This window comes from Bradyrhizobium erythrophlei, assembly GCF_900142985.1.
Lineage (GTDB): Bacteria > Pseudomonadota > Alphaproteobacteria > Rhizobiales > Xanthobacteraceae > Bradyrhizobium > Bradyrhizobium erythrophlei_B.
On the sequence record NZ_LT670849.1, the window covers coordinates 1,007,431 to 1,023,164 of the forward strand.

Consider the following 15,734-nt stretch of genomic DNA (forward strand, 5'->3'; position numbering starts at 1 on the left):
GATTGCTTCGTCCCGCTCGCAATGACACTCCACAATGTTCTACCGACCTGGAAGTAGAAATCCATGTCCGCCATGTTGCTGACGCAGCAGATCTTGAACGGGCTACTTGACGGCGTCTATTACCTGCTGATCGCGCTCGGCCTTTCGCTGATCTTCTCGCTCGGCGGCATCGTCAATCTCGCGCATGGCGCGTTCTACGCGATCGGCGCCTATCTCACGCTGGTATTGTCGCCCTACGTCGGCTTTGGCGGCGCATTTGTCGCGGCGCCGATTGCGGTCGCACTGCTCGGCATTGTGATCGAAGCGACTTTATTCCGCCGCTTCTATCGCGCCGACCCCATTCTCTCGCTGTTGATGACATTCGGGCTGGCGATGGTTGCCGAACAGGTGCTGCGGATGATCTTCGGCGCGCCGCCACTCTCGTTTTCAATTCCGATCTGGCTGCGCGGACAGGTGGCGATCGGAAGTTTCATCTATTCCTTCTACCGCGTGGTGCTGCTCGGCATTGCCGCCGTCTGTATCGCAGGGCTGTGGCTGCTTCTGCAAAAGACCTCGTTTGGCCGCGTGGTGCGTGCCGGCGTGCAAAACCCCGACATGGTCGGCGCGCTCGGCATTTCCTTGCAGCCTTATATGTCGGCGGTGGCCGCGCTCGGCATTGGGCTTGCCGGCCTCGCCGGCGTGCTGCTCGCGCCGATCTATGCGATCCATCCGGCGATGGGACAGGAAATCATCACACCGGCCTTTGTCGTCGTGGTGATCGGCGGTCTCGGCTCGTTCTGGGGCGTGGTCGCGGCCGCGCTTCTGGTCGGTGTCGTCAAAGGCGTCATGGTGGGCATCGGTTACTCAGCGGCATCAACCGCGGCCATCTATCTCCTGATGCTTCTGGTGCTGCTGTTCCGGCCGCGTGGCCTGTTCGGCGAGCGCATCACGCGATTTGAGTGAGGCGCCAGTCAGTGCCGAAGAGCCTCCCCATTCCGTTGCTAATCGCAAGCCTCGCGCTCCTTGTGCTGCCGCCAGTGCTGCTGTCGCTCGGCCTGACCATGACGTCGGCCTCCGAAGTCGTGATCTTCGCGATCGCCTGCATGGCGCTCAATATTCTCGTCGGGCACACCGGCCTGGTATCGTTCGGCCATGGCGCCTGGTTTGGGCTCGCCGCCTATGCCGCCGCGCTACTCCAGCGCAACCTGATGCACGACCAGTTCTTCGGTCCGGCGATTGCGGGCGTACTGGTGGTCGCGGTGATCTCGGCCGCGTTCGGGTTCCTGATCCTGCGGCGGCGCGGCGTCTACTTCTCGCTGCTAACGCTGGCGCTGGCTGCGATGCTTTACACGGTGTCGTTTCGCTGGACTGAAGTGACCGGCGGCGAGAACGGACTCGGCGGCATCACGCGGCCCTCGCTGTTCGGGTTCAACCTGGAGTCCTCCACCGTCTATTACTGGTTCGTCGCGGCGATTGCTTTCGTCACGATGATCCTGTTGTGGCGGTTTCATCGCTCCGCCATCGGCCACGCGCTGGTCGCGATCCGCGAAAACGAACAACGCGCCCGGTTCCTCGGCTACCCGGCCAATCTTTACAAGCTCATCGCCTTCACGCTGTCCGCGTCGATCACGGGGCTCGCCGGCATCCTGCTGCTGTTCCAGAACCGCATGACGTCGGCCGATCCGATCTCGGTGTCATTCTCCGGCGATCTGCTGGCGATGGTCGTGATCGGCGGCATGCGGAATTTCTTGGGGCCAGCGCTCGGCGCGCTGTTCTTCATCCTGTTCCGCGAATTCCTCTCTATCTACACAGAAAACTGGCTGTTCTGGTTCGGCCTCATCTTCGTCGCGTTCGTCGTGTTTTCGCCGACGGGTCTTGTCGGCGTCGCCGGGCGACTGATGGCTCCCTTCCGGAAAAAGATCGTCGAAGACGCCGCGATGGCCGGGCGTCGCGTCGACGTGCTGCCGCTGCCGGAATTCCTGCGGCCGAAATCGCACACTGACGGCGCGGTGCTGTCAGCGCGCGCGATTGTCAAAAGCTTCGGCGGCATCAAGGCGGTTCAAGGTGTCGACATTTCCATCGCGGACCGGACGCTGCATGCCTTGATCGGACCGAACGGCGCCGGCAAGACGACAGCGTTCAATCTTCTATCCGGCCTCTACCGTCCGGATGCCGGCGAAGTGTCGCTGATGGGCCGGCCGATCGCCGGAGAAACGCCTGAACAGATCGCGCGTGCCGGCATCGGCCGGTCGTTCCAGATCACCAACCTTTTTCCCGCGCTGAGCGTTTCCGAAAACATCCGCCTCGCGGTGCAGGCACGGCATCCGCACCGCTTCGATCCGTGGACGCCGGCGCTCTCGATCGGCCCGGTGAATGCCGAGACCGATGCGGTCATCCGCTATCTCGGTCTCGCCGGCATCGAGGAGGCCGAGGCCGGAACATTGTCCTATGGCGGCCAGCGCCTGCTCGACATGGGCGTTGCGGTCGCGACCGCACCACGGGTGCTGCTTCTGGATGAGCCGCTCGCCGGCCTTGCGGCGGCCGAACGTGAGCGGATTGCCGCCATCATCAAGCGCATCTCGGCCGACATTCCGGTGCTACTCGTCGAGCACGACATCGATCGCGTGTTTCAGTTGGCCGATCGCGTCACCGTGATGAACGAGGGCCGCGTGTTGCTCGACGGCAGCGCGGAAGATGCCCGCCAGAGCAAGCGAGTGCAGGAAGTCTATATCGGATCAGGAGCGGCCGAGGTCGCCGCGCGGCCACGAGAGACGGCAAGCGGCACGACCAAGCTACTTGCAATCGACCACATCAATACTTTCTACGGCAAGAGCCACATCCTCAACGACGTCAGCTTCACCCTGCACGACAACGAGATCGTTGCCCTGCTCGGGCGCAACGGCGCGGGAAAATCGACCTTGCTCAAGACGCTGATCGGGATAACGCCGGCGGCAAGCGGATCGATCGCGCTCGGGGGAACCGAACTGATCGGACGATCCTCGGCGCAGCATGCGCGCCTTGGCATCGGCTACGTGCCGCAGGGCCGCGGTCTCTTTGCGGGCATGAGCGTCGAACAAAATCTCGAGCTCGGCGGGTTGAAACGGCAGACCGGCCACGGCGTGCATTGGACGCGCGAGCGCGTCTACGAATATTTTCCGCGCATCCGTGAACGGCTCGACAGCCCCGCGGATTATCTCTCCGGTGGCGAGCAGCAGATGGTCGCGGTCGCGCGTGCACTGTCGGGCGACGTGCGGGTGCTGCTGCTGGATGAGCCCTTCGAGGGGCTGGCGCCGGCCGTGGTCGAGCAATTGTTCGAAGCCTTCGACCGGCTGCGCAAGGAGATCGCCATCATCATCGTCGATCACCATCTCGACCTGGCGCTGGCTTTGTCCGATACAACGGTGGCGCTGGAGCGCGGCCAGGTCCTCCATCAGGGGCCGTCGCGCGCGCTGCGCGATGATCTCGACCTGCGCCGCAAGGTGCTGTGGCTATGAACCCATGAAGGAAAATCGGTGACAGACATGGCCAACGCTGAACGCAACGTCGCCATCGTGGGCGCAGGATTGATCGGCCGTGCCTGGGCCGCGATCTTCGCGCGCGCGGGATGGCACGTCCGCTTGACCGATCCACATGTCGCGACACTCAAGGCCGCCCCGCGCCTTATTCGCGACGAGCTGCACATGCTGGCGCGCCATGGCCTCGCCGACGATCCCGATGGCGCGGTCGCACGCGTATCGGTGGCTGGTAGTCTTGAGGAAGCCGTGCGCGACGTCGAGTTTGTCCAGGAGAACGGACCGGAAAAGGTCGAGGACAAGCGGGTCATCTTCGCCCAGCTCGACCGAATGACGCAAAAGGATGCGTTGCTGGTCTCATCGACGTCAGCCATCACGGCCTCGCGCTTTACCGAGGATTTGCCCGGCCGGGCGCGCTGCCTGGTCGGCCATCCCGTCAATCCGCCGCATCTGGTGCCGCTGGTCGAGCTTTGCGGCGCGCCGTGGACGTCGTTGGAAGCGATCGAGCGCGCGCGAGCCATCTATCGCGAGATCGGACAGGTGCCGGTCACGATCACCAAAGAGATCAACGGCTTTGTGCTGAACCGCCTGCAAGGCGCCCTGCTCGCCGAAGCGTTCCGCCTGGTCGGTGAAGGCTACATCTCCGCGGAAGATCTCGACCACACCGTCAAGGACGGGCTCGGCCTGCGATGGTCGTTCCTTGGACCCTTCGAGACCATCGAACTCAACGCCCCCGGCGGCATCCCCGACTATTGCGCGCGCTATACCGGCTTCTACAAGGAACTCGCCGAATCGGCCGCGGGTCCCGCCGTCTATGAAAGCCCAAATGTCGAACAGGTGATCGCGGCGTGGCCGCATCAGCCGGAGACCGAGCGCATTGCCGCCCTGACCGCCCGGCGCAACGAACGCCTGGCGGCGCTCGCCGCCCACAAGATCAAGCAAGCCGACAAATCCTGATTCTAATCCCCTCAACAAAAAGGAAAAATCCATGGCCCCCCGCAAAGTCATCATCACCTGCGCCGTGACCGGCGCGATCCACACGCCCTCGATGTCGAAGGCGCTTCCGGTGACGCCACAGGAGATCGCGGACGCCGCCGTCGAGGCCGCGGAAGCAGGCGCCGCGATTGTTCATCTGCATGCGCGCAATCCGAAGACCGGCCAGCCCGATCAAAGCCCGGAGGCCTTCGCACCGTTTCTGAAGGTCATCAAGCAACGCTCGAATTGCGTGATCAATCTCACCACCGGCGGCGCGCCGACCATGACAGTGGACGAACGGGTGCGCCCGGCGGCGACCTACAAGCCCGAAGTCGCGTCGCTGAACATGGGATCGATGAACTTCGCCTTCTTCGGCATGCTCAACCGCTTCAACAAGTTCGAGCACGAGTGGGAGCGCAAGCATGTCGAAAACAAGGACATCGTGTTCCGTAATACCTTTCAGGACATCGAATATGTCCTTACGACGCTTGCGGAATCAGGCTCGCGTTTCGAGTTCGAATGCTATGACACCGCCCATCTCTACAATCTCAAATATTTCCTCGATCAGGGCCTGGTGAAGCCGCCGCTCTTCATCCAGACCGTGTTCGGCCTGCAAGGCGGCATTGGCGCGCATCCCGACGACGTGCTGCACATGAAGCGGACCGCCGACCGGCTGTTCGGCGACAAGATGATCTGGTCGGTGCTGGGCGCGGGCCGCAATCAACTGCCGATCGCGGCGATGGCGGCCGCCATGGGCGGCAACGTCCGCGTCGGTCTGGAGGACTCGTTGTGGGCTGCGCCGGGCCGGATGGCGGCCTCGAACGCCGAGCAGGTGCTGCTCGCCCGCAAGATCATCGAGGGCCTCGGCCTTGAGATCGCAAGCGCCGACGAGGCCCGCGAAATTCTCCACCTCAAAGGCGGCGACAAGCTCGAAGTGTGAGGCCGGTTCCCGCTCGCCATGCCCCGGTTCCGACATTGGTGCCCGGTACGAATGCCGGAACCGACGGCCATGCGCGCGGTAGGTCGTAGTCCTTCCGCCAGCACATGGTACAATTCCGGTGAGCGAAGTTCGACCCACGCGTATGATGGGAGATGGGCATGTTCAGATGGATTGTCGCCGGGTTTTTTGCCGCGTGGCCGTTCGCCGCGTCCGGCGATCCCCTTCTCAGATCGTCCGACGCCACCATTCGCGTCGGCAATCTCATGCCGTATACCGGACAGCTTGCGGCCTTCGGCGCCATTGGGCGGGCCGAGGCCGCCTATTTCCGGATGCTCAACGAGCGCGGCGGCATCAACGGGCGAACCGTTGAATTCATTTCCTACGACGATAGTTCCGATCCATTGCAGGCGGTCGACCTTACGCGCAACCTTGTCGAAGCGGAGAACGCGCTGTTCGTGTTCGGCTCGTTCGGAACGCCGAGTAACCTCGCAGTTCGAAAATATCTCAACGAGAAGCGCATTCCTCAGTTGTTCGTCGCGTCCGGCGACGACCAATGGGCCAATCCAAAGGACTTTCCCTGGACCATGGGATGGCCGCCCGCGTTCCGCACCGAGGGACGCATCTTCGCAAACTACATCCAGGCCTATTATCCCGAAAAGAAGATCGGCGTCCTGTGGCAGAACGACGAGTTCGGCCGCGATCTTTTCCGGGGCATGCAGGAAGGCTTGGGCGATGCGGCGCGAATGATCGTTGCCGATACTGCTTTCGATGCAACTGACCGCTCGCTTGGCGCGCAGCTCGATCTGCTGCACAAGTCAGGCGTGGAGATCCTGGTATTCGACGGCGCGCCGGCAATGGCGGCTCAGGTGATCCGGCGCTTGGGCGAATCCGGCTGGCACCCCGTGCTCATTCTGGATAACGCTGCCGCCTCGATTGCCAACGCGCTACGGCCCGGCGGACTGGAAAACGCGATCGGCGTGATCTCGACGGCGTTCCTGAAGGACGGCAGCGATCCCGCCTGGAAAGACGATGTCGCCATGAAGGAGTATCTCGCCTTCATGGACCGGTATTATCCGGAAGGCGACAAGGAAGACTCTTACGCGGTCTTCGGTTATGCGGTCGCTGAAACGCTAGCTCAGGTCTTGAGGCAATGCGGCGACGATTTCTCGCGCGAGAACGTCATGCAGCAGGCGCAATCGCTGAAAAATTTTCGCAGCTCGGTAACGCTGCCGGGAATTGCGATCACCACGAGCCCGAGCGATTTTCGTCCCGTCAAGGAAATGCGGCTGGTGCAGTTCGACGGCCGAAGCTGGCAACCGATCGGGCAATTGTTCGATAACGCATTTACGGGCCCAGGCGGCGCCAGCGGGACCACGGGGAATGCGCGCTAGTGTCCGGTTCTGACATTCGGATCCTATCGCGGCGGGCACTTTTACGAATGTCAGAACCAAAGGGACACTAGCAACCATATGATTCTAGTGTGGCTTTGACGCAGACGTTCCTTCGAAGAACTCGCGGGACCACTGAAAGGAATGTCAGCGTCGCCACACTAGGCATTGCTCCATGCACACATGTGCGCGGAAATTCGCCAAATTGCTTTGATTTGGCTGGCCAACCGGCACATGCTGACCTCAAAAGATAGAGGGAGGCAGCGTGACGAGGCATTGGCTGGCAGCCGCACTTTTGCTGATGGCAAGCGGATTGAGCGCGCCTGCTCATACCGAGGACTATCCCGCGAGAACGATCACCATGATCGTCCCGTTTGCCGTCGGCGGACCGGCCGATATCACGGGGCGAATTGTCGCCGACGTTTTTTCGCGCCACCTCGGCCGCAGTGTCATCGTGGAGAACATCAACGGCGCCGGCGGCACGATCGGCGCGCTCCGCGCTTCGCGCGCCAACCCCGATGGCTACACGATCCTGTTCGGCCACATGTCGACCAATGCGTTGGCGCCGGCGTTCTACCCCGACCTGAAGTATGACCCGCAGAAGGATTTCGAGCCGGTCGGGCTCGCGGCCGAATATCCCGAACTGCTCGTGGTCCGCAAAGACCTGCCCGCGAAAGACCTGCGTGAATTCGTCGCCTACGCCAAGGCCAACGCCAACAAGCTCAATGTCGGCCACGCCGGCGTCGGCTCGATCTCCTATATCGGGTGCCTGCTGCTCAACGCTGCGATCGGCATCAAACCGACGCTCGTCCCGTTTACCGGGACCGCTCCGGTCCTCAATGCGATGCTCTCGGGCGAAATCGACTATGAGTGCGATCCGGTGCTCGGAACATTAGCGCAGGTCCAGGCCGGCGCGGTGCGGGCGCTCGCGATCGCCGCCAGGCAGCGCAGTCCGATGCTGCCTGACGTTCCCACTTCCGACGAACAGGGCCTCGGCGAGTTCGACGTCGCTGTGAAATACGCGGTGTTTGCCCCGGCCGGCACGCCGAAGCCGGTCGTCGACAAGCTCGCGGCCGCCCTGAACGAGGGGCTCGACGAGCCGCAGGTCAAAAAGCGCCTGGCTGAACTCGGCGCCGATAACATCGCGCCTAGCCGCCGCGGGCCAAAGCCGCTCGCCGATCTCGTGAAAAACGAGGCCGCACGGCTCATTCCGATCCTTCAAGCCGCAACGAGCAAATAGAGGCGTCGAAGAGTTGCGCCAGCGACGTCTGGTCCTGAAGTCCTCACCTGATCTTGTCAGGCAGCAACCTTTCGAGCCTACAAGCCAAATATACGAATGGCGTTAGCACCAAGTACCAGCTTCTTGTCGGCCGCGCTGACCGGCAGCTTCGTGACGTGAGACGTATCGGCGTTGATAAAGGGATCGTCGGTGCCGAAAAGGAGCTGGCGAGGTCCAACCGCCTTCATCGCGAAGATCAATGCATTTTCGTCGAACGCCGTGGTGTCGTAGTAAAGCCGCTTCGCATACTCGCTTGGCAGCTTCGAAATATAGCGCCGACAATCGGGAAAGAGTCGGTAGCCGTTGTCCAGACGCTCCATGGCCATCAACAGCGCGCCACCCGTATGCGCCATGATGTAGGGAAAATCCGGATAGCGTTCGAATATCCCCGAATAGATGAGCCGCGTGGCCACGAGCGTGGTGTCGAAGATGAGCCCGAGCCGCAACGGCAATTCGAATCCTTCAAGCCCTGCGCTATTGCGAGGGAACATCGGGTGTTCGAACACCGGGAGGCGAAGCTCGTTGATCTTCGCCCAAACCGGCTCAAATCTGGGATCGTCAAGCTGAAGGCCGTCGATGTTCGACCCGATGATGACGCCCTTCATCCCGAGATCGTTGACACAGCGGTCGAGTTCGGCGAGCGAAGCGTCAATATCCTTCAGCGGCAGACTTGCCAGGCCGATCAGCCTGTCGGGAGATCGGCGGCAAAGTCTGGCCAGGGCATCGTTGATCTGGCGCGCGGCCTTCGCCTGGTCGATCCCGTCCCACAGGTAGACATTCGGCGCACTGAGCGACAGGATCCGTACAGCGATGTCCTTCTTGTCCATCTCGTCCAGGCGATGATCGACGTCGAACATATCTTCGCGGGACCACGCGACCGTCGATCCACCCCTTCTGAAAAGGTGTTTGCCGTCGCTGGTCGATTCGGTCGCAAGCCCGAGCGTTGACACCAGATCGCTCAGATACTGACGATCGACGATGTGAGAATGAACATCGACGTTCATATGCCGACCTCTCGAACTCAGATCACTATCGATTTCTATTCGGCTGGATCGGTGGCGGTCCACATGCTGTCCACCCGTGACTGGAGTTTTGCAATGATCCGCACAAGCTCCTTCAGCTCCGCCTGCGACAACGGTGCAAGCAGCGAGCTTTCGTGGTCGAGCGCAATCGGCACGATCCGCTCGTAGATTTTTTGTCCCTTTGCGGTGAGCTTCAACACATTGACCCGTCGGTCGTGCGGGGAGATACCCGCAAGAACATACCCCGCCGCGACAAGTCTGATGACGGCGCGGTTGACCTTGGCCTTGTCCATCGCCGTCCGGGCGCAGATTTCGCCGGACGAGCAAGCGCCAACTTCCGCAAGATGGGCGATCAGACGCCACTCGGGAATGGTGATGCCAAGGTCCCGATATTTCCTGCCCAGGGAGCCGCTTATGCCGCGGGCCAGCACTGCAATCCGGTACGGCAGAAAGTCGCGGAGGATCAGTCCCCCGGAGCCGGCGGCAGCGCGGGATTTGGCGAGGCTCGTGGCTTGTGGGTTGTGAGGATCAGCCTGCATTGACTCAGCTACTGGCGTGTGATTGTTTCGAATGAAACGATATAAAATTGACAAAGTCAACCGCCTTACGACGTGGGCCCACCGGCCGTGCCCGGCACGCAAAGCCTGGACGCAGGAGCAAGCCGATGAAAGTGAATACGGCAGTTGCGGCGATTTTGCTGACTACCGCGGTGGTGACCGGGGTTGCCGCGCAAACGCCTCAGCCAACGATGGGCAGTCAGCAACCGGCGCCGCCTCCGGCGGCTCCTTTTGGCACACCCATTGCGGCCGAGCTGGCGCAAAGGATTGCCGACGCTGCCACGGCCAAGGCACGCGAGATCGGCGTTCCGAGCGCCGTGGCCGTGGTCGAGCCGACCGGCGACCTCGTCTACTTCGTCAAAATGAACGGTGCGCCCTATTCGGCAATCCAGCTTGCGCAACAGAAGGCTGCGGCAGCGGCGCGATACCGACGCCCAACGAAGGCCTTCTATGACGGAATAGAAGCCGGCCATCTGTTTTTTCTGACGTTTCCGGGCATCGCAGGTGCGCCGGGCGGCGCCCCGATCGTGGTCGATGGCAAGCTTGTCGGTGCGATCGGCGTGAGCGGCGGCAACGGTGAGCAGGACGTCGAAATCTCCGGGGCCGGCGTCTCGGCTTCCAGATAGCCGCCCGCCGGATTCAGCACCGGATCACTGCTTGCTTCAACCATGTGTCAGGACGTTGCGGCGATGATTGTGAAGATGACGTCATCAACCAGGACGGATCGCCTGCTGGCGATCGGTATGTCTCTCATGCTGACGTTGGTCTCGCCCGCGGCAACGCGGGCCGACGAATATCCATCTCATCCGATCAAGATGGTCGTCCCGTTCGAGCCCGGCGGCGGCACCGATCTCCTGGCCCGCCTTATCGCCGAACGGCTTTCCGCATCCCTGCATCAACCGGTTATCGTCGAAAATCGGCCGGGAGCCGGTACCCAGATTGGGGCCTCGGCGGTGGCGCGCGCCACCCCCGACGGCTATACATTGCTGTCGTCCTCATTGACGACCTACGCCTTCAATCCGAGCCTTTACCGAAACCTCCCTTATGATCCGGCCAGAGATTTCGCGCCGGTATCGCTGACGGGAAGATTCGCCTTTCTGTTGGTTGTCAGTCCGGCGTTCGCCGCCAATTCCCTGGCCGATCTGATCGCGATGGCCAAAGCTTCGCCGGACAAGCTGGTGTATGCGTCGGCCGGCTCGGGAAGCCCGCACCAGCTCGCCATGGAGCTATTGCTCAATCGTGCCGGCGTGCGAATGGTCCACGTCCCCTATAAAGGCGCGGCCGCGGCATTGAAAGACGTCATTTCCGGACAGGTTCCGGTCATGATGCTGGACGTGGCGACTGCGCGCGAGCCCCTCAAGGCAGGTTTGCTGAGGGTGCTGGCCAGCGCCTCCCCGCAACGCTCAGTGGAGTTTCCGGATGTGCCCACCGTCGCCGAACTGGGCTATTCCGGCTACGAAGCCTCGGCGTGGCAGGGGATCGTCGTACCTGCAAAGACGCCGCCCGCGATCGTTGCGAAATTGAACCGCGAAATTCGAACGGCGCTTGGCGACCCCGCCGTTCGGGAAAAATTGCAGGCCGCCGGCATCGAACCAATCGAAAGCACGCCAGAAGATTTCGCGGCCACCATTTTGAACGAAACGCAAAAGTGGCGTGACGTGATCAAAGCCGCGAACATTTCCCCGAATTGAAATCAGAATTCAGGCTTCGGGCGAGATCGGCAGGATCAGCCAAGCCAGGATGAAGGCGCGGCCAACCGGCCCGTCGGGCAGGATATTAATCATGGCTGCCAGTCGTTGCGCCCGAAAACGGTAGTATCTAAAAGGATTTGGGAGAATGGTCGGAGCGGCAGGATTCGAACCTGCGACCCCTGCGTCCCGAACGCAGTGCTCATTTTCTAAGTCGTTGTTTTTTCTCGGTTCGACCGGTGTTTCCGCCACGTTTTGTTCACGGTCGTTTCACCCAATTCATTGCGATTTCGTTGCGGCGTTCTACTCGAACTGAGTTTAGGAGGTCGTGAGAAAAAGGGGCCGTTGATGCCGATCGATCCGATGGTGTTGGATGAGGCACGCGCGTTGATCGTGAAGGCGGGATTGGCCGACTTCAAACCGTCGTCGGCGGCGCCTGCGAGCACGTCGGGACGACCAATCCCGATTGCGTTGATCGACCCTGCAAGACGAAGCGTCGGCACGCCCAACTTCGACAAGCCCGATCCAGATCGGCCTGGCGTGATCCGCAGTGCCAGCATTCTGCTGGCCATACGAGATAGGATCCCTCTTCCGCCGTTGTTACTGATCCATCGCCCGGGCGAACAACGATACAGATTATGGGAGGGGTTCCACCGTTTCCATCTCTGCGCTGCTCTTGGGTACACCCATATGCACGCTGAGTTCACGACAGCGGAGTATTGAGATCAGCCGAGCGGGATCAGTCATATGCGCCTCCCGGTTGCATGAAGTTTTAAGCCATCCAAGCGCAACCGGAGGTCGAAGGCAATACTGCACACGCGAAGGCCGGCCGGGAGCGCCTTGTAAAAGAAGCCCGCCATTCGCGGCGGGCGCCAAGTGCCGTCAAGCCTTCGTGAAATGTGAGGCGAACCACACGCGCCTCCGCACGTGTGGGCCATGTTGGATGGAATTGATGAAGGGGTGCATCAAGACGCAATACCCCACAGTCCAACGATGGAGACGACCATGCAGAAGACAGCACTTACCATCTTCGGCGCGCTGCTGATCTCAGGATTGGCGGTCCAAATGGCAGCGGCGTCTGAGCACCACCGGAGCAAGGCTTATTTCGGCCGTGACCTGTCGGATCTTCGCGGAGCCTACAATCAGGTGAACAGGCCGATCATTGTCACGCCACGAGTGCTTGATCGTTTCGACCCGTCGAGGCCCGGCGGCGAAGACCCAACGCTGAATCCCTCTGGAAGCTAAATTCCTGAGAGGCTTTCAAGGTAACCGCGAAAGTCAGCCACAAAGCTAGCTTCGTGCAGGCCAACGCTACCCCACCCTAAGATGGGAGGGGTAGCTCGAAGAGCTAACGCCCATTGATGGTCTCGAACGAACCAGCAACGAGTCGGTACAAGCAGTAGGCCTGACCTAACTCCATCACCTTATCTTTTCGCACGACCGTTTTTCTGTCGAAGGCCCGCCGCGACTCAGGAGCCCGCTTCGTGCGCGCAATCACGCGCAACGGAGCAGGCTCATGGCACGTCATTCAAGTCGCCGTCATTCTCAGCCGAAAATCTGCGCTAACTGCCCGCACCCAACCGGTTGCGCTAACGTCGGCGCCTGCCTGGACGACTTGAATGACGCCGCGAGCCGTTGCCCACGGCCAATGACGCGGTCACAAGCTAATGACTTTATGGCTGCCTTGCGCGCCGGTCGAACGTTGAAGCGTATTGCTGGCGGAGAGAAGCGCTTTGGACCGCCGATCGCACGAATGTATAAATTTCGTACCCACTGTTCGCTTTATCCGGAATGGGGTGCGGAGGCTGCACGGCTTGCGAAGATCAATGCAAAGGCCGCCGATGCATTGAAGTCTCCTAAACTGTACAGGATACTTTGCATCAACGGACACCCACTCGACGCCGGGCGCATTTACTATAGCAAAGACGGCTACGAATGCCGCCGGTGTCTGAAGTGCGATCGGATTCGGAATGCTCGAGCTGGCACTATAACGCCTGAGGCGATCGCAAACGTTACGAATGCATTGCGAAATGGACGGCCAATCAAGCAAATCATTCACGGCATCGCGAGGGGCGGCATTCGCCGCAACCCGTCGTTGGTACTGGCGAATGCGGCAGCATTCTATCGGTATCGGCGAATGCATCCTGAGTTCAATCGGCTTGTGCGGGTCGAAATCGAGAAACGAATTAGCCCCAGTTCAAACCCCGTACTCGAGGTCCCCGTCGGCACCTTCAAATACGATTGGGATCCGGCGGATCAGCAGATGATCAAGAGAATGCTACCGGATAACTTTCCTGAAAAGGACGCGGTAATCAATGAGGTCATAATTTCTCTACTCGAGGGACGTCTTGATCGTAGCCAAATCGCCACGAGGATTCGCTGGTACATCAGTGATTACTATCGTTCGTTTCCGACAGGAATCGCTAAGTTTGGTAAGGGCCAGTTGGTCTCGTTAGACGAAACTCTGCTGGAAGATGGGACGACAAAAAGGGGCGACACCGTAAGCCGCGGGCTCTGGGATTAGCGTCGCCTTCCTCAGAAGTGCGCAAAGCGCTCTGATGGCTTAACACGCATGGCGGACTCATCAACGACCGCCGGGCCATTCCTCGCTGAGTTGCCACGTTAGCGTTTCGACCTGTTAACGCGATCCACCTTGATCGTACCACCTATGGGCGCTACATTGCTGCCACTAGCTGATTTGGTCTGCGCACACTCGCGCCGCTCCAACGCTGCCAGTCTTACCCCTCTCGCGGATTGGGTCCGCAGGTTAGACGCAGACGATGGAGCCGACCATGGGCAAAGTCTTTCGTAACTATTGGGTGGCCTACAGCAATCAAGTTTGGATTGCTGGGGTAGTCGCGTTTTGTTGGGCGCCGACATTGCTCAGCGGCGCGCACCACAGTTTGGTGCAATGGGCGGTAAGCTCCTTGTCCACCCTCTTCGTGCTCATCGTTGCGACAGCATGGGACGATAAAGATGCTTCGCGGTAATCGCTTCTGGACCGCGCTGGCAATTATATGTTGGTCTCCCTTCGTGATCAGCGTGGCTCAATCCAGTGTTTGGCAGTGGTCAACCACCTCATCTTCAAACGCCAGTAGCGACCCAGCCATAAACTGGCGTGAAAATCAGCCGCCCTCTTCGATCAATGATAGCGCTCGTTCCATGATGGCCGCATTGGCCTCCTACCGCGACGATATCTCGGGATTACTAACCACGACCGGCAGCTCGACCGCTTACCTCGTCACGACAAATCAAGGTCTATGTACTGCCGGCTCAAGTGTTCCGAACGATGGTCAGCAGCTTTCGATTACGATGAGCGCGACCAATGGTGTGTCGCCGACTCTGCTGGCCGATACTTGCAATGCCTATCCAATTCAGAGTGCGGCCGGCGTCGGGGTAGGGGCGGCAAGCCTAATTCAGGGTTCGCCATATACGTTCCGGTTTTCAGTTGCGAACAGCGCATGGATGCTGCGCGACTTCTATGGCAGCGCTTTGACGGTGCCGCTAGGTGGACTTGTTCCATATACGCTGTCGACTGTTCCGAATAGCAATTTCGTGTTTCCGGCCGGTCAGTGTCTGAGCACGACTACTTATGTGACTTACTGGACTGCGCTTGGAACGCCCGCGAGCGGATCGTGCCCCGGTGGGCAATTCCAGATCATCGATCTGAGCGGCCGCGTGCCTGCCGGCCTAGATACCATGCCTGGCTTTTCTGCCGCCAATCGTCTGACATCAGCGTCGACGGGCTGCGGTACGGCGATGACGAGCGTGGGTGCAACGTGTGCGAATGGTGCGCAATCGTATACTTTTGCTAGATCTAACCTACCAAATACTAACGTCGCAGTTACGATAACCGATCCTGGCCATACCCACAGCTTCACGGCGGTGCTTGGCAATCCGTTCTCGGCAGCAACGGGCGGCGGCGGTTTGACGGCCGCTACCCCTTCCGGTGGAACCACCGGCTCTTCGACGACGGGCATCTCAGCCGCCTTCAACCTCAACGGCAATGTAGCGCAGACCGCTATGCCAGTGGTGCAACCGACCGTCGGTGTTACCTACCTCCTACGGGTGCTCTGATGGGAAGCAATCTAATGACTGAAGCCCTCCGCAAATCCGACGATTCCACCCGGTTCACGGACCTTATCCGTGTGCGCTGTCCTCCGGCCCTTCCCGTTGCGATTGATACCGCGGCGGCGCGGCACCTCATGACCGCTTCGGAATATGTCCGCAGGAGCGTGATCGATAGGCTGCGCGCCGACGGCATTCAAATTTCGCAGGATGCTGGGACCTGAAATGGACTGGAGCTCTTTTTTCGCTGGCGGCCCGTTCGCATCGCTTGCGCCTCAGTTGCCGGCACAGCCGCAACCATCGCAGCCTCAGCCTGACGCGTCGAC

General features: G+C 60.6%; 17 protein-coding genes. 14 read left to right on the forward strand and 3 right to left on the reverse strand.

Annotated features, from left to right (window positions below; translation table 11 throughout):
* The first annotated feature begins 63 nt into the window (after positions 1-63).
* From BUA38_RS04620 to BUA38_RS04645, 6 genes are all read left to right on the forward strand, one after another.
* On the forward strand, positions 64-942 hold the full coding sequence (locus BUA38_RS04620; RefSeq protein WP_072816909.1) for a branched-chain amino acid ABC transporter permease: 879 nt from the start codon (positions 64-66) through the stop codon (positions 940-942).
* An 11-nt stretch (positions 943-953) separates the two neighbouring features.
* Positions 954-3,473: a branched-chain amino acid ABC transporter ATP-binding protein/permease gene (locus BUA38_RS04625; protein ID WP_072816910.1), complete on the forward strand. Its 2,520-nt coding sequence runs from the start codon at positions 954-956 to the stop codon at positions 3,471-3,473.
* A gap of 27 nt (positions 3,474-3,500) precedes the next feature.
* Positions 3,501-4,448, forward strand: coding sequence for a 3-hydroxyacyl-CoA dehydrogenase (locus BUA38_RS04630; RefSeq protein ID WP_072816911.1), 948 nt, complete (start codon positions 3,501-3,503; stop codon positions 4,446-4,448).
* A 31-nt stretch (positions 4,449-4,479) separates the two neighbouring features.
* Entirely contained in the window at positions 4,480-5,406 is a 927-nt protein-coding gene (locus BUA38_RS04635) for a 3-keto-5-aminohexanoate cleavage protein (RefSeq protein WP_072816912.1), read from the forward strand.
* Positions 5,407-5,564: 158 nt separating this feature from the next.
* Positions 5,565-6,797 (forward strand): ABC transporter substrate-binding protein, encoded by a 1,233-nt coding sequence (locus BUA38_RS04640; protein WP_244553191.1) that lies wholly within the window; start codon positions 5,565-5,567, stop codon positions 6,795-6,797.
* 262 nt (positions 6,798-7,059) lie between these two features.
* Positions 7,060-8,034, forward strand: a complete 975-nt coding sequence (locus BUA38_RS04645) for a Bug family tripartite tricarboxylate transporter substrate binding protein (RefSeq protein WP_244553192.1) — start codon at positions 7,060-7,062, stop codon at positions 8,032-8,034.
* A gap of 77 nt (positions 8,035-8,111) precedes the next feature.
* Here BUA38_RS04645 and BUA38_RS04650 read toward each other — a convergent pair whose 3' ends face one another.
* Positions 8,112-9,077, reverse strand: coding sequence for an amidohydrolase family protein (locus BUA38_RS04650; protein ID WP_072816915.1), 966 nt, complete (start codon positions 9,075-9,077; stop codon positions 8,112-8,114).
* A 35-nt stretch (positions 9,078-9,112) separates the two neighbouring features.
* Positions 9,113-9,694, reverse strand: a complete 582-nt coding sequence (locus BUA38_RS04655; RefSeq protein WP_156898386.1) for a MarR family winged helix-turn-helix transcriptional regulator — start codon at positions 9,692-9,694, stop codon at positions 9,113-9,115.
* A gap of 65 nt (positions 9,695-9,759) precedes the next feature.
* Here BUA38_RS04655 and BUA38_RS04660 point away from each other — a divergent pair, with 65 nt between their 5' ends.
* Entirely contained in the window at positions 9,760-10,278 is a 519-nt protein-coding gene (locus BUA38_RS04660) for a GlcG/HbpS family heme-binding protein (RefSeq protein WP_072816916.1), read from the forward strand.
* A 75-nt stretch (positions 10,279-10,353) separates the two neighbouring features.
* The gene (locus BUA38_RS04665; RefSeq protein WP_072825825.1) at positions 10,354-11,343 is read left to right on the forward strand and encodes a Bug family tripartite tricarboxylate transporter substrate binding protein; all 990 of its coding nucleotides are present in this window, start codon (positions 10,354-10,356) and stop codon (positions 11,341-11,343) included.
* Positions 11,344-11,352: 9 nt separating this feature from the next.
* Here the strand turns inward: BUA38_RS04665 and BUA38_RS36455 are convergent, their stop codons facing one another.
* On the reverse strand, positions 11,353-11,592 hold the full coding sequence (locus BUA38_RS36455; protein ID WP_156898387.1) for a hypothetical protein: 240 nt from the start codon (positions 11,590-11,592) through the stop codon (positions 11,353-11,355).
* A gap of 96 nt (positions 11,593-11,688) precedes the next feature.
* Between BUA38_RS36455 and BUA38_RS04675 the strand changes: the two genes are divergently transcribed.
* The 6 genes from BUA38_RS04675 (at position 11,689) to BUA38_RS04695 (ending at position 15,632) form a co-directional block, all read left to right on the forward strand.
* Positions 11,689-12,063: a hypothetical protein gene (locus BUA38_RS04675; RefSeq protein WP_072816917.1), complete on the forward strand. Its 375-nt coding sequence runs from the start codon at positions 11,689-11,691 to the stop codon at positions 12,061-12,063.
* Positions 12,064-12,345: 282 nt separating this feature from the next.
* Positions 12,346-12,585, forward strand: coding sequence for a hypothetical protein (locus tag BUA38_RS04680; RefSeq protein ID WP_156898388.1), 240 nt, complete (start codon positions 12,346-12,348; stop codon positions 12,583-12,585).
* Between the two features lie 271 nt (positions 12,586-12,856).
* Positions 12,857-13,864 carry a hypothetical protein gene (locus BUA38_RS36460; RefSeq protein WP_156898389.1) on the forward strand — a complete coding sequence of 336 codons (1,008 nt, stop codon included), beginning with the start codon at positions 12,857-12,859 and terminating at the stop codon, positions 13,862-13,864.
* 268 nt (positions 13,865-14,132) lie between these two features.
* Positions 14,133-14,330 carry a hypothetical protein gene (locus tag BUA38_RS04690; protein ID WP_156898390.1) on the forward strand — a complete coding sequence of 66 codons (198 nt, stop codon included), beginning with the start codon at positions 14,133-14,135 and terminating at the stop codon, positions 14,328-14,330.
* Entirely contained in the window at positions 14,317-15,417 is a 1,101-nt protein-coding gene (locus BUA38_RS36465) for a phage tail protein (RefSeq protein WP_156898391.1), read from the forward strand. Before BUA38_RS04690 ends, BUA38_RS36465 begins: the two co-directional genes overlap by 14 nt.
* A 14-nt stretch (positions 15,418-15,431) precedes the next feature.
* On the forward strand, positions 15,432-15,632 hold the full coding sequence (locus BUA38_RS04695) for a hypothetical protein (protein WP_072816921.1): 201 nt from the start codon (positions 15,432-15,434) through the stop codon (positions 15,630-15,632).
* Positions 15,633-15,734: the final 102 nt, after the last annotated feature.